The organism is Fulvivirga ulvae, assembly GCF_021389975.1.
GTDB classification, from domain to species: domain Bacteria; phylum Bacteroidota; class Bacteroidia; order Cytophagales; family Cyclobacteriaceae; genus Fulvivirga; species Fulvivirga ulvae.
This window is the reverse complement of sequence record NZ_CP089981.1, coordinates 2,348,744-2,369,178: the sequence shown is the minus strand read 5'-3', so window position 1 is coordinate 2,369,178 and position 20,435 is coordinate 2,348,744. Positions and strand designations below refer to the sequence as shown.

The following is a 20,435-nucleotide window of genomic DNA, read 5'->3' as shown; positions in this document are numbered from 1 at the left end:
CATGAGTGAAACTAAAAAATACCTGTGCGTACATGGTCACTTCTACCAGCCACCAAGGGAAAACCCATGGCTGAACAAAGTGGAAATACAAGACTCGGCATATCCGTATCATGACTGGAACCACCGGATAAATGCCGAATGCTATGCAAGAAACTCTGCATCCAGGATATTGAATGAAGAAGGTAAGGTAGTCGATATCATTAACAACTACGCCTGGATGAGCTTCAATATGGGTCCGACACTTCTCGCCTGGATGGAAATTGAGGCACCGGAAACCTATGCCGCCATCCTGCAGGCAGATAAGGAAAGTATCGAGCATTTTTCAGGCCATGGCTCCGCACTGGCCCAGGCTTACAATCACATGATTATGCCACTGGCGAACCAGCGAGATAAGGAGACGCAGGTAATTTGGGGCATTGAAGATTTCAGGTCGAGGTTTGGCCGTGACCCCGAGGGCATGTGGCTTGGTGAAACTGCCGTAAATACCGAAACACTTGAAGTGCTTGCAGCCCATAATATCAAATTCACTATTCTTTCACCATACCAGGCCAGGAGGTATAGAAAAATTGGGGAAACGGAATGGAAAGACGGAACCGGCGCAAAGATCAACCCCCGAAATGCTTATATGTTCAACTTACCATCCGGAAAGACTATCGCCCTGTTTTTTTATGATGCATCTGCATCCCAGGCGGTGGCTTTCGAAGGTCTTCTCAATAATGGTGAATCCTTCGCCTCACGTTTACTGGGGCAGTTTAAGGACGATAGCATGCCCCAGCTTGTACATATAGCAACAGACGGCGAAAGTTATGGCCACCATCACCGCCTTGGAGAAATGGCGCTGTCATATGGACTGAATTTTATTGAAAAAGATCAGTCTGTTGAACTCACGGTATATGGAGATTATCTTGAAAAATTTCCACCACAATACGAAGTAGAGATTTTGGAAAATACATCCTGGAGCTGTGCCCATGGTGTCGAGCGCTGGAATTCCAACTGCGGGTGCAACACGGGCGGTCGCCCCGGATGGACCCAGGAATGGCGTAGTCCGCTTAGAAAGGCTTTTGATTGGGTACGGGATATAACCATAACACTTTATGAGAAAGAGCTTGCCCCTTATACATCAAATCCATGGGAAGTAAGAAATGCCTATATCGCTGTTGTACTCGACCGATCTGAAGAAAATGTATCATCATTTCTGAAAGAAAACTTCCGGGAAGGCCTGGATAAGAAGGATCAGACCAAGCTGCTGAAACTGATGGAGATGCAATATCATTCTATGCTCATGTACACCAGTTGCGGTTGGTTTTTTGATGAGGTAACCGGCATCGAGTCTATGCAAGACATCTTTTATGCCGCCCGTGCACTCCAGCTTGCGGAAGATATAAGCGGACAGTCTTACGAAAAAGATTTCGTTGACTTGCTGGAAAAGATACCGAGTAACATTCCTGAATACGGCAATGCAGCAACAGCCTACCACAGGCATGTAAAACCCATGATCGTAGATATGCTGCGGGTAGGAGCGCACTACGCGGTATCCTCGGTTTTTGAAGAGTTTCCGGATGAAACTATCTTATATAGCTTTAGTGCCGCTTCCAAAAGCAAGCGCTATTATGAAGCCGGCAAGCAAAAGCTGCTGGTAGGCCGTACTTACTTCAGGTCAAATATTACCTGGGAGGAGGTTGACATATCCTATGCTGTTGTCCATATGGGCGAGCATAACCTTTTTGGAGGCGTGCGCCCTTATCTTGGAAATGAAGCATTGGAAGAGCTGCATACCAATATTGCAGATGCCTTTCAGAAAAGCAGGATTTACGAAATCTTCAACCTGCTTGACAAATACTTTGGAAACCATAACTATTCTTTCTGGCACCTGTTCCGGGATGAACAGCGCCAGATCATGGAGTTGGTCATGGACAATACTTTGAAAAATGCGGAGGGTACTATTTATCAACTCTACGAAAACAACTACCAGCTGCTACAGGTATTTGACGAGATCAACATGGCTGTACCCAAACAGCTCAAACTTCCAATAGACCTCGCCATTAATACCAAGCTGATCAATATGTTTGAAGCTGAGGAGATCAACCTCAAAGCACTGGAAAATCTGCTGGATGTGGCCAGAAGAATTTCCGTAGAGCTGGACACCGTCACATTAAACTATCTGGCTAATGAAAAAGTGCGTTCATTGATAGATAAACTGGCCATAGACCCTAACAATAATGACCTGCTGCAATATATTGTAGATCTGCTGAGGCTGATTAAAAAAGGAGATATAAAACCGGAGTTTTGGGAAGCTCAAAATACTGCATTTCTGATAAAGACGGAAATCTATGAAACTTATATGACCCGTTGTGAAAGAGGTGATAACCCGGACGCAGAAAGCTGGTGCCAACTCTTCGATGCACTGTATAAAAACTTAAACCTTGTTGTTTAGCATATGAACACTCCTTCTTCCACATACAGGGTGCAGTTGTCGTCGGCCTTTCCTTTTAAAGCCCTGAAGCAAATTACTGCCTATCTGGAGGATATGAACATCTCTACCGTATATGCATCGCCGATATTCCAGGCCCGGAAGGGAAGCACTCATGGCTATGATGTAACTGATCCTCTAAAGATCCACAAAGAAACAGGTACACTTGAAGAGCTTGCAGAAATACGTAAAGATCTTAAAAGCAGAAAAATGTCGTGGCTGCAAGATATCGTACCTAACCATATGGCTTATGACAGCACCAATATCTGGCTTTATGATGTGCTTGAAAAAGGTCCGGCCTCCGAATATAACGGGTTCTTTGATATCAGTTGGAAAGAGGGCAAGGTAATGGCTCCCTTTCTGGGGGAAGACCTGGAAGATGTGGTCCACAAAGGTGAGCTGGAGATACGGTACGATAAGGACACTTTTAATTTTTATTATTTTGACAACAAGTACCCTGTCAGTATAAAATCATACCCGCAGATCATTTCAATCGGCCAGAACATTCTTGAAAAACGGCTTTCAAAGGATAGTAATGTCTATAAACAATTGGAAGAGATTGCAGAAGGGATAGAGAACGCTTCCATAAAAGAGGAAAACTGGCAGCATTATAAAGTTGAACTTCATCAGCTTTTTGAGCAAGATGAGGAGGTTCATGATGCCATTCTGACCGCTACAGAGATCATCAGCTCATCGCGCGAGCTGCTTCTTGATCTGCTCAGTCATCAACATTTTCAGTTGCTTCATTGGAAAAACACTGAAAAGGAAATCAACTACAGGCGTTTTTTCACTATCAATGACCTGCTTTGTCTGAAAATGGAAGATGCCATGGTATTTGACCGATACCATCAGCTTATCGGGAAATTATGCGATGATGAAGTATTTAACGGCCTGAGGATAGACCATATTGATGGCCTGTTTGACCCTGAAAGCTACCTGAATAACCTGAGAAAGCTGGTAGGCCCGCACCAGTATATCATTATTGAAAAGATATTGGAATGGGATGAGACCTTACCCTTGCAATGGCCTATTCAGGGCACGAGCGGCTATGGATTTCTTGCCCTTGTAAATCATTTATTTACCGACATCAACGGGGAAAATGCTTTTACACAGGCATATCAAAAAATTAGTCCCGGTAAACCACCTTATGAAGAACTCATTTATGATAAAAAGCGCTTTGTATTAAAAGAAAGAATGGGTGGGGAGTTGAACAATTTATATGCTCTGATGCTCGAACTCGGCCTTCTTCATAATGATCAAAATAAAGCAGCATGGACAGAAGCCCTGGCGGGTTTTATGGCAGGCTTTCCTGTTTACCGGATCTATCCAAAAACATTCCCCTTGTCAAACCGGCAAACAGACATTATTGAAGAGGCTTATAAAATTGCATCGAATAAGCTGCCGTCACTGCGCAAACAATTGGAGTACCTCCGCAGTATTTATTGTGGCCATTCCGATAAACCCGATACATCGGCGCTATACTTTCTGCAACGGTGCCAGCAGTTTACCGGGCCTCTGGCTGCCAAAGGTGTTGAAGATACCGCCTTCTACATCTACAACAGACTTATTTCTCACAATGAAGTCGGCGACTCACCACATATTTTCGGAATATCTGTCTCCATCTTTCACAAAAGGATGAGTCAACGAAAAGTACATTTTCCCTTATCGATCAATGCCACTGCCACTCATGATACCAAGCGAGGTGAAGATGCCCGTATGCGGATCAATGTACTGAGTGAGATGCCGGAAGAATGGTTTGACAAAGTCCATGAGTGGAGACAGATCAATGAAGGACTGAGGCCTCATCCTTATGCTCCTGATTTTAATGAAGAGTATTTCATCTATCAGGCACTGATCGGTGCCCTTCCGCAACCTGAAGCATCGGATGAGAGTATTGTGCAGCGAACCAGGGATTATATGAAAAAGGTGCTCAGAGAAGCCAAAGTACATACCAGTTGGTCCGAGCCCGATGAAAGTTACGAAGAAGCTGTTTCTGGTTTTATTTCTGCCATCCTCGAAAGCAATGATTTCAAAGCTGTCTTTGAACCGTTCAGCAGCAAAACAGCCTTTTTTGGTGCTATTTATTCATTGGGGCAGTGTCTGATAAAAACAACCGCTCCCGGTATTCCGGATATTTACCAGGGCACTGAATTATGGGATCTTTCATATGTGGACCCGGATAACCGCAGACCGGTTGACTATAAGCGGCGAATACAAATACTCCGGGAAATAAAATTAAATAACAGTAATCCTGAGTACCTGAACGAGCTGCTTGAGAATATTCATGACGGCCGTATAAAAATGTTCACCCTTTTTAAGTGTCTTAATGAACGAAGACACAACCAGGAGGTATTTGATAAGGGCGAATATATACCCATAGAGGTATCCGGCAAGCAGAAAGATCATATAATTGGCTACGCCAGAACATTTCATACCGATTGGTATTTTATGATAATCCCTAGGAAAATCGTTTCGATTTGCAGGGAAATCAGCTTTCCTCAAGGCAAGTCTGTCTGGTCAGATACATGTATCTCTCTGCCAAAAGAAACCCCACAGGCATTAACGAATATTTTTACAGGTGAGAGGTTTAAAGTATCTGATTCGCTCTGCATTGATAAATTACTGTCAGTATTTCCCATTGCCATGCTAAAAGGTTCACACCATGAAGTTTGACAGAAGCAGCGGCATATTGCTCCATATAACCTCACTGCCTTCTCCGTACGGCATAGGCGATATGGGCCCCACGGCCTATGAATTTATAGATTTCCTTAACAATGCAGGACAAAGATTCTGGCAAATACTTCCGTTAAACCCCACTGAATATCACTTGGGTAACTCGCCGTATAGCAGCCCCTCAGCATTTGCAGGCAATATATTGCTCATCAGTCCTGAGCTTTTGTTCAAAGAGGGTTATTTAACAAAGTCTGACCTGAAGCATAATTTTCAGTTCCTTCAAGATCGTGTAGCATTTGCAGAGGTTATAAAATTCAAAAAGAGCCTGTTGGAAAAAGCCTGGAATAAATTTAGGGCAGGGAAAAACAGTCATAAGCCCTTCCAGAGGTTTTGTGAAAAAAACAAGTCCTGGCTGGAAGACTATGCCCTTTTTATGGCTGTCAAGGCCCACCTCAACCATAAGGGGTGGATGGACTGGCCCGAAGAACTGCGCGACAGGAAGCCGACTGCTTTGAAAAAACTGAAGGAGGAGCTGGAAGAGAATATTGAGAAAGAGAAATTTTTACAGTTTCTTTTTTTCAGCCAGTGGCAAAACCTGATCGGTCACGCCCGTGAAAAGAATATCCGGTTCATAGGAGATATTCCGTTCTATGTAAGCTATGACAGTGCAGACTGCTGGGCGAATGCCAAATATTTTAAACTGGACAAACAGAAAAAGCCTGTTAGCGTGTCAGGGGTGCCTCCGGATTATTTCAGTGAAACCGGCCAGCTATGGGGTACGCCCATCTATGACTGGCATACACTCCAAAAAGACAACTTTAACTGGTGGATGCTACGCGTCAGGCAAAACATGTTGCTTTTTGATATCTTACGGTTCGATCATTTCAGAGCTTTCTCGGCCTATTGGGATGTTCCTGCCGGAGATGATACTGCTATCAACGGACGTTGGCAAAAAACGCCCGGGAATGCTTTTTTTAAAACCATTAAAGAGGTTTATCCGGACCTGCCTTTTATTGCTGAAGACCTTGGCCTGCTGGATGAAGGTGTTCATAAGCTTCGGGACAGGTTTGAGCTCCCCGGAATGAAGGTATTGCAGTTTGCGTTTGGCGACAATATGGCCACTAATCCATATATTCCACATAATCATCACTCAAATAATGTAGTCTATACGGGTACACATGACAACAATACGGTATGTGGTTGGTTTCAGCATATCTCCAAACAGGAGAAGAAACGCCTGTCTGCATATCTTGGGAGGAGGCTCACACACAATAATATAGCCGAACTATTTCAAAGAATGTGCCTGATGTCGGTGGCAGATCTTGTTATAATCCCTATGCAGGATATACTTGGGCTTGGGGGTGAGGCCATAATGAACAGGCCGGGTACTGCATCGGACAACTGGCGCTGGAGGATGGCCCCGGGGCAGCTTACTTCGGCGCTTGAACTAAAACTGAAATCACTTAACGCTATCTATGGGCGCTGAGCCTGATTAAATTTTTCTATCAATAAAGTAAGTTTCTCCAATTGTACCGCAGGTGTAAACTGCCCCGCCAGCTGTCTCGACCGTGCCTGAGCTTCATGTAAAAGTTGACTGTCGTTAATATACTGTTCTACCTGATCTAAAAAAGCCCGGGGATCTTCCGGCGCATAACTGAAGCCACATTGATGTTTTTTAACCAATGTACTGATCCATCCTTTAAAATTAATTACAATCACTTTCCCGGCAGCCAGACCATCAAAGAATTTATTTGGACTACCGGTGGCCAGTACCGGGGCATTTTTAAATGATATAAAAACAGCGTCAGATATATTGAGGACCTCTTTAACCCCCTCCTTGTCCAAAAAATCAATAAAGGTAATATGCCGAAGGTCGCGGTCTAATGCTTGCTGCCTGATAGCTTCCCATCGGGCACCAGAACCGGCTATCAGAAATTGAATGTTTTTCCCTTCTTCCTGAGCTACCGCTGCAACATCAAGTAAGTACTCCAGATGATTGGCCATACCCACTGTACCTGTATAAGTTACTACAAACTTACCCCGTGTATTAAATTTTTTTAAAAGGCTTTCTCTTTTGTCTTCCGGAGCAAAAAATGTGGTATCGGCAAAATTTGTAATTACCTCCGCATTCTTGCCAGGTACCTTTTGCTCTATGGCAGTTTTGATATCAGGCGACAAAGCCACTATTTCGCAGGCATTTATATAACTGGTTTCTTCAAGTTTATAAGCAAGCTTTTTTAAGAGATGGTTCTTTAGCACCCCCAGGCTTACGGGAGCATCAGGCCAAAGGTCTCCCACCTCAAAAAAATATGGGGTTCCATATTTCCGCTTCGCATATTGTGCTATCAGGCCGGTGGTAAGGGGTGTAGTGATCACATAGTTGAGATCGACCGGTTGCAATTTTTTCAGGAGATCAATCGATTTTCTCACAAACCGGTAAAATGCATGAATGCGGCTCGAAAAACTTAAATGGTTGGTATAGTAAACAGGCAGATAATGTACCGTAACCGGCCCCTCATTTTTAACCTTGTATTTCCTGTTATTAAAAGCAGTGATCACATTCACCTCGTGTCCCAAAGCAGCCAAATGCCTTGCAATGTAGTATGAGCGTATAGCACCACCTTCATCCGGGGTTTTATAATACTGGTGAATTATAACAACTTTCATAGGTAATCACACCTGAAGGTAGTTTTTTTCAAAATACCTGCAAAAATGTGTGATCTTACATTCTTCACATTTGGGCTTTCGGGCGAGGCATACATACCTGCCATGCAAAATAAGCCAGTGGTGTGCACGTGATATGTACTCTTCAGGGATACTCTTTATCAGTTGTTTCTCTACTTCCAGTGGCGTCTTTGCATTCTGGTTGACCAGTCCTAATCTTTTGGATACCCGAAAAACATGAGTATCCACAGCCATAGTAGGCTGGTTATAGATCACTGAGGCTATTACATTGGCTGTTTTTCTGCCTACCCCCGGTAGTTTTTGGAGTTCCTTCAGATCTGCCGGTACTTCAGAGTTGAAATCTTCAACCAGCATTTTGGCCATACCCAGCAGGTGTTTGGTTTTGTTATTGGGATAAGAAACGGACCTTATGTAAGGAAAAAGCTCATCAAAGTGACTGGCTGCAAGGTGTTCCGGAGTTGGGAAGTCAGCAAACAGCGCAGGCGTTACCTGATTTATTCGCTTATCAGTACACTGCGCGCTCAATATCACAGCAATAAGTAACTCAAACGGATTACCGTAGTTTAGCTCGGTTTCCGCATCAGGCTGATGAGTGGTAAAATATTCTACAAACTTTTCAAATCTTTCTTTTCGCTGCATTCCATCATTTGTTGGAGAGCAAATTTAAAGATTTTGAATAATTAAGAATACTTTCTGTCACCTTATCGGAAGGCGACTTCATGCTTTGATCTAATTGTCTTTTTATGGCAACAAGTTCTTTATACAGGTCCTGTAGTTCAGAATCGCAGATGATCGCTTGTTTTATTTCTTCACGATCTTCTCCGGAAATTTCATCATAAACATACCTGATTACATCATCTTGGGTAAATGTCTTGGTCATAGGCAATATTGTATTGTTTCATTTTCTTCCTCAGGTTAATGAGGGCATATCGCATTCTTCCCAAAGCAGTGTTAATGCTTACTCCTGTATTTTCAGCTATTTCCTGAAAACTCATATCCATGTAATGCCTCATTAGTAATACCTCTTTCTGTGCTTCAGGTAACTCTTGTATCAAATCCCTCAGCTTAGAATGTGTATCATTTTTTATTTGTACAGACTCTATAGAGTCTTCTGCAAATTCCAAAGCATTGAAGACTTTGCTACCATCTTCAAGTATCATTGTAGGATACCTCTTCTCCTTTCTGAAATAATCTATTGAAAGGTTATGGGCTATCCTGGTTATCCAGGGCAGAAATTTACCTTCTTCGTTATATCTGCCTCCCTTGATCGTGTTAATTGCTTTCACAAAGGTCTCCTGCAAGAGATCTTCTGCCACATAATTATCCTTTACAATGAGGTATATAGTAGTATAGATGCGGGCTTTATGCCGCTTGAGCAACTGTTCGAATGCCTCTTCGTTACCTTGCTTGTAAAGTGATACCAACTTACTATCACTGATCTTATAATTCTCCATTAAGTATTACAATTTAGTTAACGTAGAGGTCTATATCATATTGTTGCCCGGGGTTTAAATTTTGAATAGTTTTTCAGGAATTTCAAATGTAAAGAATTAAACAAATAACATGCAAAAATTTTCGTCAATAAATTTTTCTTCGCATATCAGCGCCTGCCATCTTCATTTTTTTGTAAAAAACTAAAATTTTTCAGAATAATATTTTATTGAATGATAAATCTTTTATTACTTTTCCACCCGGAACAAAACAGCTAAATGAAGGTTAATAACTCAAATGGAAAAGAAGAGAGTAATCAAAAGTCTTGAGAACTTGGATCCGACTTTAAAATCCCTGCTTAAAAAGAAATATCCAGAAGGTTTTGAAAGCAATTTGATGCGTTTGACAAACGCAAAAAATGAGCCTTTCTTTGTTGTTCCTCTCGAAACAGATGATACCATGTACCTGGTAAAAATCGCCGTTACCAAAAACAGCGAAGGAGAATATGACCTGGAAGTGGATGAGGACGACAACATGGAAGATGAGGACGATATCGATGTTGGGGACGATTACGATCCCGATTTTGAAGGCTAGCTAATAATCGCAGGGCCTTAATCAGGTTGGCAATTGTGTTTGCTGAGGCATAACCCGTTTGCCAACCATTATATAAGTACGTAAGCATTAAAATCCAAGCCCCTTTCTGAGTGACTGTTAAGCTTGCCTATTCTGCTTCTCAATTTTTTACTAACTATAGTGTAACATTCTTTATCTGTTAATTGTATAGTATCTTTGCCGACCACTATGCAAAACGCCGAAACAGAAAAACTTTTAGATAACCTAAACCCCAAGGAGCACATCATTATTAAACGTGCCAGGGTTAATAACCTCAAAAATCTCAGTGTAGCCATACCGAGAAATAAACTCGTAGTGATCACAGGTCTTTCCGGTTCAGGAAAGTCTTCCCTGGCTTTTGATACCCTGTTTGCAGAAGGGCAAAGGATGTATGTTGAAAGTCTGAGCTCATATGCCCGGCAGTTTTTGGGACGCATGGAAAAGCCCGAAGTAGATTATATACGAGGGGTGTCTCCTGCTATTGCCATTGAGCAAAAAGTGAATACCAGAAATCCGCGATCAACCGTAGGTACGACCACGGAAATCTATGACTATCTAAAGCTGCTGTTTGCCCGCATAGGGGTCACATACTCCCCCATTAGTGGTCAAAAAGTATCAAAAGATACCGTTTCCGACGTAGTAAAATTTATTAACCAACATGAGGAGGGTACAAAGGTGATGGTTACCTGCCCTCTCAAGCTCCATAAAGAACGAACCATAGAGCAGGAGCTTAAGATATTGCTAAGTAAAGGCTATACCCGAATCATGAACAATGAAGAGGTCGTTTTTATAGAAGAGCAGCTTAAAAATGTAAAGAGCCTCGGCAAAGCTCCTGATTTGGAAATACTCATTGACAGGGCAGTTGTAAAACCGGAAGATGAGGATACGCAGTTCCGCCTTGCAGACTCCGTACAGACAGCATATTTTGAAGGGATCGGTGATTGTTATATCCATATTACAGGAAAGGGAAGAAGTAACTTTTCAGACCGGTTTGAGGCTGATGGTATGCGTTTTCATGAGCCAAATGTCAACTTTTTCAGTTTCAATAATCCTTATGGAGCCTGCAGGACGTGCGAGGGCTTTGGCAAGGTTTTAGGTATTGATACAGACCTGGTAATTCCTGATAAAAGCTTATCGGTATATGAAGGTGCCATTGCTCCATGGAGAAGCGAAACCATGAAAAAATGGCTCTCTCCTTTGTTAAAAGATGGCATCCGTTTCGATTTTCCTATCCACAGACAGTATAATGAGCTAAGTGAAAAGGAAAAAGAAATTCTATGGACAGGAAATGAATATTTTAAAGGTCTGAATGAGTTCTTCAGGCATCTTGAAACAAAGACTCACAAAATTCAGTACCGGGTACTTCTTTCAAGATACCGCGGACGCACCACCTGTCCGGACTGCCGTGGAACAAGGTTGAGAAAAGATGCCTCTTATGTGAAAATCAACGAAAAGTCCATTACAGACCTGGTTTTGATGCCAATAGAAAGGGTCATTGAGTTTTTCAATGGCATAAAGCTTTCCAAACATGAAGAAGCCATCGCTCGAAGGCTCTTAAAAGAAATCAACAACCGCCTGTCTTATATCGAGCGTGTTGGCCTGGGGTACCTGACCTTAAACAGGATGACATCCACCCTTTCAGGAGGTGAGTTTCAGCGAATAAAATTGGCTACCTCACTGGGAAGTGCCCTGGTGGGCTCTATGTACATACTCGACGAACCCAGCATTGGCCTTCATCCTCGTGATACTAAAAGACTGGTTGGTGTACTGGAATCGCTGCGAAATATGGGCAATACGGTGATCGTGGTGGAGCATGAAGAGGAGGTGATGAAGGCTGCAGACCAGATTATAGATATTGGTCCTGATGCAGGGATCCACGGTGGAGAGTTGGTATTTCAAGGTAAAATAACCGATCTTGATGGTTCTGACTCTTATACAGCCAAATATCTGCTGGGCACAGAAAAAATACCGGTCCCCAGCCACCGCAGAAAATGGAAGGATTCGGTTAAAGTATCCGGGGCCATAGAGAACAATCTGAAAAATGTCAGCGCGCAGTTTCCCCTGGGTGTCCTTACGGTGATTACAGGTGTAAGCGGATCAGGCAAGTCCACGCTGGTTAAAAAAATCCTTTATCCGGGAGTGGGAAAAATATTAGGCACGGTTTCAGAGGCTACCGGTAAATTTGACAAGCTTGAAGGCGATTATGAAAAAATCACCCAGATAGAATTTGTTGACCAGAACCCTATCGGAAAATCATCGCGCTCTAACCCTGTAACCTATGTTAAAGCCTATGATGCTATCCGTCAATTATTTGCTGATCAGCCTTTGGCTAAGCAAAGAGGCTATAAGCCTTCCCATTTCTCATTTAACGTAGACGGGGGCCGCTGCGAAACCTGTCAGGGTGAAGGTGTGGTTAAAATTGAAATGCAGTTTATGGCAGACATCTTCCTTACCTGCGAAAGCTGCAAAGGTAAAAGATTCAAGCAGGAGATTCTGGACATAGAATACGATGGGAAAAATATTGCCGATGTACTGGATCTTACTGTTGAAGAAAGTCTTGAGTTTTTTGCGGACAAAGCCCCCATACTTAATAAGCTTCAGCCGCTTTTCGATGTAGGCCTGGGCTACATAGGCCTGGGGCAGTCTTCAAGTTCGCTTAGTGGAGGTGAGGCGCAAAGGGTTAAGCTGGCATCTTACCTGGGTAAAAATTCCAGGGACAGCAAAGATCATATTCTGTTCATTTTTGATGAACCCACTACTGGCCTCCACTTTCATGACATCACCAAGTTGCTCTACTCCATCAATGCATTAGTAGAGCAAGGGCATAGTGTCATTATCATAGAGCATAATATGGAAGTGATCAAGTCTGCGGACTGGATCATTGATATGGGGCCTGAAGGGGGAGAGCGTGGCGGCAATGTTTGTTTTGCCGGAGTTCCTGAAGATATGATCAAGCTTGAAAACAATCACACAGCAGAATTTTTAAAAGAAAAACTTTAGTAAACTCCGCCTGTTAGTTTTACATGCGGCTATTGATAGTTTTATGTACGCTTATTCTTCTGTCATGCAATGGCTTCAAAAAAGTAAAAGATGTATTCTCAGGCAATACACCCTATGAAGAATATAAGAAGCTTTTAGAAAAAACAGAATTACAGAAAACAGCGCTTGCCCGACAATGGCTAAGGGCAGGTAAAGAAGCTTTTCAAGACTCTCTGTCTGTTTCTCTTCCTCATACAGAAGCAGGTTATTTCCAGGCTTCCAGACCAGATGCACACGCCTATAGGTTTCGTATAAAAAGCGGACAAAAGCTAACGGTGGCCCTAGAGGCCGTAAGAAACGGTGAAGCCACCCTTTTTGTTGACCTTTTCGAAAACAGTACCAACGGACAGTGGGAACAGGTGGCTCATGGCGACTCCGGCAACAATCTGGAGTATGAATTCAAAGCAGGCCGATCCTGTCTTTTGAGGATACAGCCCGAACTACTTGTAGATTTCTATTATACTCTTACAATCTCAGTGTCGCCAATTCTAAAAAACCCGGTTACCGGGGCTACCAACCTCTCTATTCAGAGTATTTTCGGAGACCCTCGCGATGGTGGTCTCAGATCACATGAAGGGATAGACATATTTGCCCGTCGTGGCACACCGGTAATTGCTCCTGCCAATGGCGTCATTGTCCGTGTAGGAAATACCAACCTTGGGGGAAACGTGATCTGGATGAAAGATATAAAACGAAATCTCAATTATTACTTTGCACACCTGGACAGCCAGTTAGTAAATTCGGGGAAGATGGTGAAAACCGGTGACACTTTAGGACTGGTAGGCAATACCGGGAATGCCAAATACACCGCTCCGCACCTGCATTTTGGCATTTATCAACAAGGCGCGATCAATCCTTTGGGATTCGTTCAAACCATGGAGAAGAGTTTGGAAAAAACACCCATTGACACGGTGACTTTTAGAAAACCGTATAAAGTAATTGCTCAAAAAGTAAATCTCAGAAAGGGGCCAGGCATGCAATATGGTGTACAAAGTGAACTGTACCAAAATAATTTTCTGCTTATTACCGGGGAAAGTAACAGTTGGTACAGAGCTCAGTTGCCGGATAAACAAGAGGGTTATATCTATAAAAATTTGACTGAGCCTATAACCGGCGGTCCGGAAATAACTCTGCGACGAACCGTGGAAATATTTTCAGCCCCGGACAGTACAAGTGTGCCAAGGGCACGCCTGACGCCGCCCGATAACTTAAAGCTACTGGCCAGGTACAATGGTTTTGAATATATCGTTACTTCAGAGAATATTACAGGCTGGATCAGCACCGGCTTTGTTAATACACAAAGGGCTGTTAAAAGATGATCTAGAAAACGTTTGCATTAAATATACTTATACTATCTTTAATAAATAAAAATTAAACTTAACCCATGTCAGATTTACTCAATATTGTAAAAGAGCGAAACCCCGGAGAGCCGGAATTTCATCAGGCTGCTGAAGAAATAATCGATTCAGTAAAGCCTGTTCTGGATAAAAATCCAAAATACAGGAAGTATAAGATCCTGGAAAGAATGCTTGAACCTGAAAGGATGATATCATTCAGGGTAACCTGGATGGATGACAAGGGTGAGGTTCAGGTAAACAAAGGATACAGGGTACAAATGAACAGCGCCATTGGTCCTTACAAGGGAGGATTAAGGTTTCACCCTTCGGTTTACCCCGGCATACTTAAATTTCTTGCTTTCGAGCAGGTATTTAAAAATGCCCTGACCGGTCTCCCCATGGGTGGCGGCAAAGGCGGCTCCGACTTTGACCCTAAAGGCAAGTCAGAAAATGAAGTAATGAGATTTTGCCAAAGCTTTTTCACGGAGCTTACCAAACATGTAGGACATAGAACTGATGTACCTGCAGGAGATATTGGCGTAGGAGGAAGAGAAGTTGGTTATATGTTTGGCACTTATAAAAAGCTGAGCAATGAATTTACCGGAGTACTTACGGGAAAGGGTATTGGCTGGGGTGGCAGTTTAATGCGAACTGAGGCAACAGGGTATGGGCTGATATATTTTGCAGAGAATATGTTAAACCGCCTGAGTGAGAGCATTAAAGGTAAAACCTGCATTGTATCAGGTTCTGGTAATGTGGCTCAGCATGCGATAGAAAAAATACTCCATATGGGAGGAAAGCCTGTAACTGCATCAGATTCCTCGGGCTTTATTTATGATGAAGCCGGCATAACCTCTGAAAAGCTGGAGTTTATTAAAGACCTGAAAAACAATAGAAGAGGTCGTATTCAAGAGTACGCTGACAAGTATAAATCTGCCAAATATACTGAAGACACCAACGCAGATTACAATCCACTATGGGATATTAAGGCGGACTGCGCCTTTCCTTGCGCCACCCAAAACGAGGTGAATGGCAAGGATGCGGAGAACATGGTTAAAAACGGCATCCGGCTAATAGGAGAAGGGGCCAATATGCCGCTGACCATTGAGGCCATAAATATTGCTATCGACAACGGAATTTTATACTCTCCCGGCAAGGCTTCGAATGCCGGAGGTGTGGCAACATCAGGGATTGAAATGATGCAAAATTATCTTGGTTCTTACTGGTCAGCGGAGGAAGTAGACCAGAGGCTTCAAAAGATAATGAAGGAGATCCATGATAGTGCGCTTATTGCAGCAAGGCATTATGGATTTGAAGGTAACTATATGGTGGGAGCCAACATTGCCGGTTTCATCAAAGTAGCTGATGCTATGATAGCACAGGGTATAATATAAGAATCACAAAGAAAGTAATATTTCTTTTGCCCCGGAGAGTGTCTTCGGGGTTTTTATTTGAATTAATCCGTATTCTTTCAGTATTTTAGGGGTAAACTAGAGGTGTGGCCGTGAAAAAGTTCTTTCTTGTTCAACTGTTATTATTCCTGTTTATTTTTTGTAAAGCTCAGGATGGGGATTTCTATCTTACACATTATTCGCCCACTGGCAGCAGGGTTGATAATGTCAATTTTGATATTCTTCAGGATCATCGGGGTATTATATGCATTGCCAATAGGGCAGGTATACTAACTTTTGATGGCAGAAACTGGGATTTTTCAAAGACTCCCTCAGCCATATTCAGCCTCACGGTTAGTAAAAGCAATGTTATCTATGCCGGAGGGCGAAGCGGCTTTGGAAGGTTGAGTCGTGATGCAAACTTTAACTTGTCCTACGTATCTCTTTCAGACAAAATGCCAGAAGCTAAAGACATATTTAGTGTTCTTATTCAGGGAGATACCTTGTACGCTATCAACGAAAGCCACATTTTTATATATAATATTGAAACAGGTACTTCACTAAAAATATCTCCAAGATATAGTGGCAAAATTGTCAATCTACTCTCCTTTGAGAGCCAGATTTACGTTACAACCACCAATAGTGGCATGCAACTCATAGAGGGCACAAAACTTATAAGTCCCCCCAACAAAGCCCTAAAAGATCTTGAGCCTGGGTTTATTTGCGTAGGTCCAGAGGGTAAAAATTATCTCATCAGTACCGTAGATCATAAATTGTACTTATATAGACAAAGGAGACTCCAGCCTGTAAAAATATCTAACGATCAGGGATACCTGGCTGAGAGTGGTATTCAGAAAGGTATCTGGTTTAGTGATTCACTCGCTGCAATTTCGACGTTAAAAGGTGGGGTTGTATTCATTGATCCTGTAAAAGGTGAGATCAAAGAAATCATAAACTACCAGACCGGGCTCCCTGACAATGAAATATTTGCACTGGCCATTGACCGAAACCTGGGCATATGGGCGGCCCATGCCGTTGGCCTGACCCGGATTTCACCCACATTTCCTTTTAAAAATTTTAATCGGTACCCTGGCCTGCAAGGTAAGATGCTATCAACCAGAAATCACCGTGGCAAACTCTATGTAGGCACCAGCCTGGGCGTTTACTACCTTGATGAAGTAAGGAACTACAATGAAACCATCCATTATGTAAGAGTGCCCGAATCGCCTGAGGAAGAGGTAAAAGCAACAGAAGTTGAAGAGGATTCCGAAGGTAAAGGCAGGGGTATATTCAGCTTCTTAAAAAGAGGTAAGGAAAAGAATGATCCGGATATCAGGCCTTCCGGCAAGTCAGAAAATGAAAAGACCCCGGTTTATAAAACACGTATTGAACAGGAACTGCAATCCATTAAGTACAGATATAAAAAAATTGAAGGTATAGAATCTAAGGTATTCCAGTTTTTCTCTTCCGGCAAGCGTTTATTTTGTGGCGGGCTCGACGGCTTGTTTGAAATCACCGGAGGAAAAGCTATTCCCATTTCCCGCCTTCCTATACGCTATTTTTATGTCTCTCCAAGCCAGGGCAAGATCTTTGCCAGTACCTATACTGATGAGCTAAAAGTTTTTAATTACAAAGCTGAAGGGTATCCCGAGCTGGAAATTTTTGGTGATTATAAAGATTACGTGCAGCATATATTTGAAGACAAACATAACCGCATCTGGTTTTGTAGTACCAACGACCTTTATTGGATAAAGCTTAAGGGAAGTCAAATCACCGAGATGGACGAATACCACATCGAAAACCCATATTTCTATGAAACTTATGGTGCTGCCTCCGGCGACAGTATCCTGTTTATTAATGAGTCTGGCGTCTATACCACCCGTGATGGTGATAAATCTTTAAAAAAAATAAGAAGCACTGCCAATATGGACCGATACCTTGCCGGAGCGGACGGGAAAGTCTGGATACACGCAGGTCAGCGGTGGTCAACGCTTGTTCCTGAAGAAATTTCGGATAAATTAAACCTTCTAAGCCTGTTTAAAAACATAAATTATATTGCTACTGACGACCGTGGTGAAGATTACTGGGTAATCACAGACAACAATGACCTTTACAAGCTTTCCAATCCTGCGCTGAGTACTATATCAAATGGATATGAAATTTATTTAAAAGATATCCGGACAACCTCTGAAATATTATCGCCTGCACCAAAACTGGTGTTTGATCAGCAAAACGGTAACCTCATTTTTGAATTTGTCCAACCGGAATATTCAGGAGTATTGGATATTCAATATTCATATAAGCTGGAAGGCCTGAATGATCAATGGTCCGAATGGTCTTCCAACTACAATGAAATCAACTTCCCGTATCTGCCGGAAGGAGAATATATACTGAAAGTTAAATCACGAAATACTTTAGGCAACATCAATGAAGCTGCTCCGGTAGCCTTCAAGGTTATACCTCCCTACTGGAAAAGAGCCTGGTTTTATGCGCTTGAGTTTTTAACACTGGCACTTCTCTTATTTATTTCGGTAAGACTTAAAAAGCTTGATACCAAATATCACCTGGTGAGCCGGTTACTAGCCGTACTCACATTGATCATCATTATTGAGTTTATCCAGACAGTTGCCGAAAATGAATTTGGTTCCTCAAGCTCCCCCGTGCTGGATTTTATCATGCAGGTATTAATTGCACTAATAATCCTGCCTTTTGAAGGTGTTTTGCGCAAATACATTTTTAAAGGAAACGAAGTGAAGGTCTCTGACCTAATTAAAATCAGAAATAAACAAGTGAATCCCAAAACCAAATGAAAAAGTTTATAATTCTTGTCATGCTGGCTGTAGTGTATGGGTGCAATTCTCCTGAAAAGAAGGCTGACCAACAAACCAACCCAAACCCCGCTGCCGAAGGTTTTAATGAAGCCGGTTCTGATCAAAGAGCCATCGCCATAGCGGACAGTATAATGGTAGCTATGGGAGGCAGAAAGAACTACGACAACCTTCGCTATATTGCCTGGAATTTCTTTGGTGCAAGGGACCTTGTTTGGGACAAACATTCCAACAGAGTCAGAATTGACGTGCCATCGAAACAAACCACTTATCTGGTAAATATTAACACACTGGAGGGCAGGGTATTTAAAGATACCGGTGAAATCACTGATCCCGACTCCCTCAGGATTTACTTAAAAAGGGCAAAAGATATCTGGATCAACGACTCATACTGGTTGGTGATGCCTTTCAAATTAAAAGATAGCGGTGTCACATTAAAGTACAGTCGGGAGGATACTACCGCCACTGGTATCAGAGCCGATGTGTTAACCTTAACTTTTGAAAACGTAGGTTCTACTCCGGAAAATAAATATGAGATTTACGTTGATAAAGCTGATCATTTGGTTAAACAATGGGCTTATTTTAAAGACGCGGGCCAGGAGATACCTTCTGCCATATGGCCTTGGGATAACTATAGCGAATATGATGGAGTGATGTTATCCTCCGACCGGTCCGATGGCAAAGGGCCACATAAGGTGAGTGTATTCCGGGATCTGCCCGACAAAGTCTTTAGCTCTTTTGACAAACCTGCCCTTTAGTTCGGCAGAAAATTTAGTTAAACCGTTAAACTCCTTCTAAAAAATGGATATTCAGACCATTCGTCAAAATACTCCTGGTGTTACACATGTAGTACATTTTAACAGTGCAGGTGCTTCTTTGGTCAGCCAGCAGGTACTTGATGCTCAAATTGACTACCTGAAAAACGAAGCCCGGTTTGGTGGATACGAAACAGCTGCAAAACATAAAGCCCAGCTTGAAGAATTTTACCTCGAAGCTGCCAAACTTATTAATGCATCGCCTGAGGAGATAGCTTTTACTGAAAGCGCCACAGTGGCGTGGCAAAGGGCCTTTTTTTCCATCCCATTTAAAAAAGGAGATACCATACTCACCACAAAAGCAGAATATGCCAGCAATTTCATTTCATACTTATACCTGAAAAAAGATAAAGGGATCAACATAAAGGTCATCCCTTCCAACAGTGTAGGGGAAATTGACCTGCAAAAGCTCGAAGAAAGCATTGACGAAAGTGTAAAGCTAATCTCTGTAACACATATTCCGACCAACGGCGGACTGGTAAATCCCGCTGAGAAAATTGGGAAGCTTGCTAAAAAGCATAATATTTTATACCTGCTGGATGCGTGCCAGTCTATTGGCCAGTATCCTATTGATGTTAATAAAATAGGGTGTCATTTTTTATCTGCCACAGGGCGCAAATACCTGAGAGGGCCTCGTGGCACAGGATTTTTGTATGTAAATAAAAACGTTTTAACTTCTCTAAACCCCTTTAACCTTGACTTGCACTCTGCAAACTGGGTAAAACCTGATGCTTATGAAGCGCGAACAGACGCTAAAATATTCGAAACATGGGAATCAGGTCTCGCTGCTAAAATTGGGCTTACACAGGCATTGAAAGAAGCAAATAGCTTTGGAATGGACAATATATGGCAGCGTGTAGTCCAGCTTTCGCAGTATCTTCGCAGCGAATTGGAAAAAATAGAAGATGTAAAAGTTACCGATATAGGTGCCGTGCAATCGGGGATAGTAACATTCACCACCTCTGTCAAAGCCTCGCAGTTAAAGGAAGCTCTGAATGCTAAAGGTTTTAATACCGTAGTTTCTCATAAAAGCAGCACTTTGCTGGATATGGAAGATAGAAATTTAGAAGAAGTAGTCAGAGCGTCAGTACATTATTATAACACCGAGCAAGAAGTAGACGATCTGACTGCTGCCTTGCGTCAAATATTTTGAT

At 42.5% G+C, this 20,435-nt stretch carries 14 protein-coding genes; 10 read left to right on the top strand and 4 right to left on the bottom strand.

What is annotated here, in order from left to right:
• Position 1 precedes the first annotated feature (1 nt).
• The 3 genes from LVD17_RS09810 to malQ are packed head-to-tail and all read left to right on the top strand — an operon-like array spanning position 2 to position 6,629.
• Positions 2-2,434: a DUF3536 domain-containing protein gene (locus tag LVD17_RS09810; RefSeq protein WP_233766421.1), complete on the top strand. Its 2,433-nt coding sequence runs from the start codon at positions 2-4 to the stop codon at positions 2,432-2,434.
• A 3-nt stretch (positions 2,435-2,437) separates the two neighbouring features.
• Positions 2,438-5,143 carry a malto-oligosyltrehalose synthase gene (gene treY, locus LVD17_RS09805; RefSeq protein ID WP_233766420.1) on the top strand — a complete coding sequence of 902 codons (2,706 nt, stop codon included), beginning with the start codon at positions 2,438-2,440 and terminating at the stop codon, positions 5,141-5,143.
• On the top strand, positions 5,133-6,629 hold the full coding sequence (gene malQ / locus LVD17_RS09800; protein WP_233766419.1) for a 4-alpha-glucanotransferase: 1,497 nt from the start codon (positions 5,133-5,135) through the stop codon (positions 6,627-6,629). Before treY ends, malQ begins: the two co-directional genes overlap by 11 nt.
• Here malQ and LVD17_RS09795 read toward each other — a convergent pair.
• From LVD17_RS09795 to LVD17_RS09780, 4 genes are read right to left on the bottom strand one after another with little or no spacing between them, the layout of a single operon-like run.
• Positions 6,617-7,810 (bottom strand): glycosyltransferase family 4 protein, encoded by a 1,194-nt coding sequence (locus LVD17_RS09795; RefSeq protein WP_233766418.1) that lies wholly within the window; start codon positions 7,808-7,810, stop codon positions 6,617-6,619. The two genes, malQ and LVD17_RS09795, sit on opposite strands and share 13 nt — an antisense overlap.
• A gap of 6 nt (positions 7,811-7,816) precedes the next feature.
• On the bottom strand, positions 7,817-8,467 hold the full coding sequence (gene nth, locus LVD17_RS09790; RefSeq protein WP_233766416.1) for an endonuclease III: 651 nt from the start codon (positions 8,465-8,467) through the stop codon (positions 7,817-7,819).
• A gap of 4 nt (positions 8,468-8,471) precedes the next feature.
• Positions 8,472-8,708, bottom strand: a complete 237-nt coding sequence (locus LVD17_RS09785) for an anti-sigma factor (protein WP_233766414.1) — start codon at positions 8,706-8,708, stop codon at positions 8,472-8,474.
• On the bottom strand, positions 8,683-9,282 hold the full coding sequence (locus tag LVD17_RS09780) for an RNA polymerase sigma factor (RefSeq protein ID WP_233766412.1): 600 nt from the start codon (positions 9,280-9,282) through the stop codon (positions 8,683-8,685). Before LVD17_RS09780 ends, LVD17_RS09785 begins: the two co-directional genes overlap by 26 nt.
• A 274-nt stretch (positions 9,283-9,556) precedes the next feature.
• Here LVD17_RS09780 and LVD17_RS09775 point away from each other — a divergent pair, with 274 nt between their 5' ends.
• The 7 genes from LVD17_RS09775 (at position 9,557) to LVD17_RS09745 (ending at position 20,434) form a co-directional block, all read left to right on the top strand.
• Entirely contained in the window at positions 9,557-9,853 is a 297-nt protein-coding gene (locus LVD17_RS09775; RefSeq protein ID WP_233766411.1) for a hypothetical protein, read from the top strand.
• Between the two features lie 207 nt (positions 9,854-10,060).
• Complete coding sequence (gene uvrA / locus LVD17_RS09770) at positions 10,061-12,871, top strand: excinuclease ABC subunit UvrA (protein WP_233766410.1); 2,811 nt, start codon at positions 10,061-10,063, stop codon at positions 12,869-12,871.
• Between the two features lie 32 nt (positions 12,872-12,903).
• Positions 12,904-14,229: a peptidoglycan DD-metalloendopeptidase family protein gene (locus LVD17_RS09765; protein ID WP_233766408.1), complete on the top strand. Its 1,326-nt coding sequence runs from the start codon at positions 12,904-12,906 to the stop codon at positions 14,227-14,229.
• Between the two features lie 65 nt (positions 14,230-14,294).
• Positions 14,295-15,641: an NADP-specific glutamate dehydrogenase gene (gene gdhA / locus LVD17_RS09760; RefSeq protein WP_233766407.1), complete on the top strand. Its 1,347-nt coding sequence runs from the start codon at positions 14,295-14,297 to the stop codon at positions 15,639-15,641.
• 110 nt (positions 15,642-15,751) lie between these two features.
• On the top strand, positions 15,752-18,448 hold the full coding sequence (locus tag LVD17_RS09755) for a triple tyrosine motif-containing protein (RefSeq protein WP_233766406.1): 2,697 nt from the start codon (positions 15,752-15,754) through the stop codon (positions 18,446-18,448).
• Positions 18,445-19,224: a hypothetical protein gene (locus tag LVD17_RS09750; RefSeq protein ID WP_233766405.1), complete on the top strand. Its 780-nt coding sequence runs from the start codon at positions 18,445-18,447 to the stop codon at positions 19,222-19,224. Before LVD17_RS09755 ends, LVD17_RS09750 begins: the two co-directional genes overlap by 4 nt.
• A gap of 43 nt (positions 19,225-19,267) precedes the next feature.
• Positions 19,268-20,434 carry an aminotransferase class V-fold PLP-dependent enzyme gene (locus LVD17_RS09745; protein ID WP_233766404.1) on the top strand — a complete coding sequence of 389 codons (1,167 nt, stop codon included), beginning with the start codon at positions 19,268-19,270 and terminating at the stop codon, positions 20,432-20,434.
• Position 20,435 lies beyond the last annotated feature (1 nt).

Bases quoted from the DNA above. Each gene is read 5' to 3' on its own strand.
- LVD17_RS09810 (WP_233766421.1), top strand. From the start codon at position 2: ATGAGTGAAACTAAAAAATACCTGTGCGTACATGGTCACTTCTACCAG.
- treY (WP_233766420.1), top strand. From the start codon at position 2,438: ATGAACACTCCTTCTTCCACATACAGGGTGCAGTTGTCGTCGGCCTTT.
- malQ (WP_233766419.1), top strand. From the start codon at position 5,133: ATGAAGTTTGACAGAAGCAGCGGCATATTGCTCCATATAACCTCACTG.
- LVD17_RS09795 (WP_233766418.1), bottom strand. From the start codon at position 7,810: ATGAAAGTTGTTATAATTCACCAGTATTATAAAACCCCGGATGAAGGT.
- nth (WP_233766416.1), bottom strand. From the start codon at position 8,467: ATGCAGCGAAAAGAAAGATTTGAAAAGTTTGTAGAATATTTTACCACT.
- LVD17_RS09785 (WP_233766414.1), bottom strand. From the start codon at position 8,708: ATGACCAAGACATTTACCCAAGATGATGTAATCAGGTATGTTTATGAT.
- LVD17_RS09780 (WP_233766412.1), bottom strand. From the start codon at position 9,282: ATGGAGAATTATAAGATCAGTGATAGTAAGTTGGTATCACTTTACAAG.
- LVD17_RS09775 (WP_233766411.1), top strand. From the start codon at position 9,557: ATGGAAAAGAAGAGAGTAATCAAAAGTCTTGAGAACTTGGATCCGACT.
- uvrA (WP_233766410.1), top strand. From the start codon at position 10,061: ATGCAAAACGCCGAAACAGAAAAACTTTTAGATAACCTAAACCCCAAG.
- gdhA (WP_233766407.1), top strand. From the start codon at position 14,295: ATGTCAGATTTACTCAATATTGTAAAAGAGCGAAACCCCGGAGAGCCG.
- LVD17_RS09750 (WP_233766405.1), top strand. From the start codon at position 18,445: ATGAAAAAGTTTATAATTCTTGTCATGCTGGCTGTAGTGTATGGGTGC.
- LVD17_RS09745 (WP_233766404.1), top strand. From the start codon at position 19,268: ATGGATATTCAGACCATTCGTCAAAATACTCCTGGTGTTACACATGTA.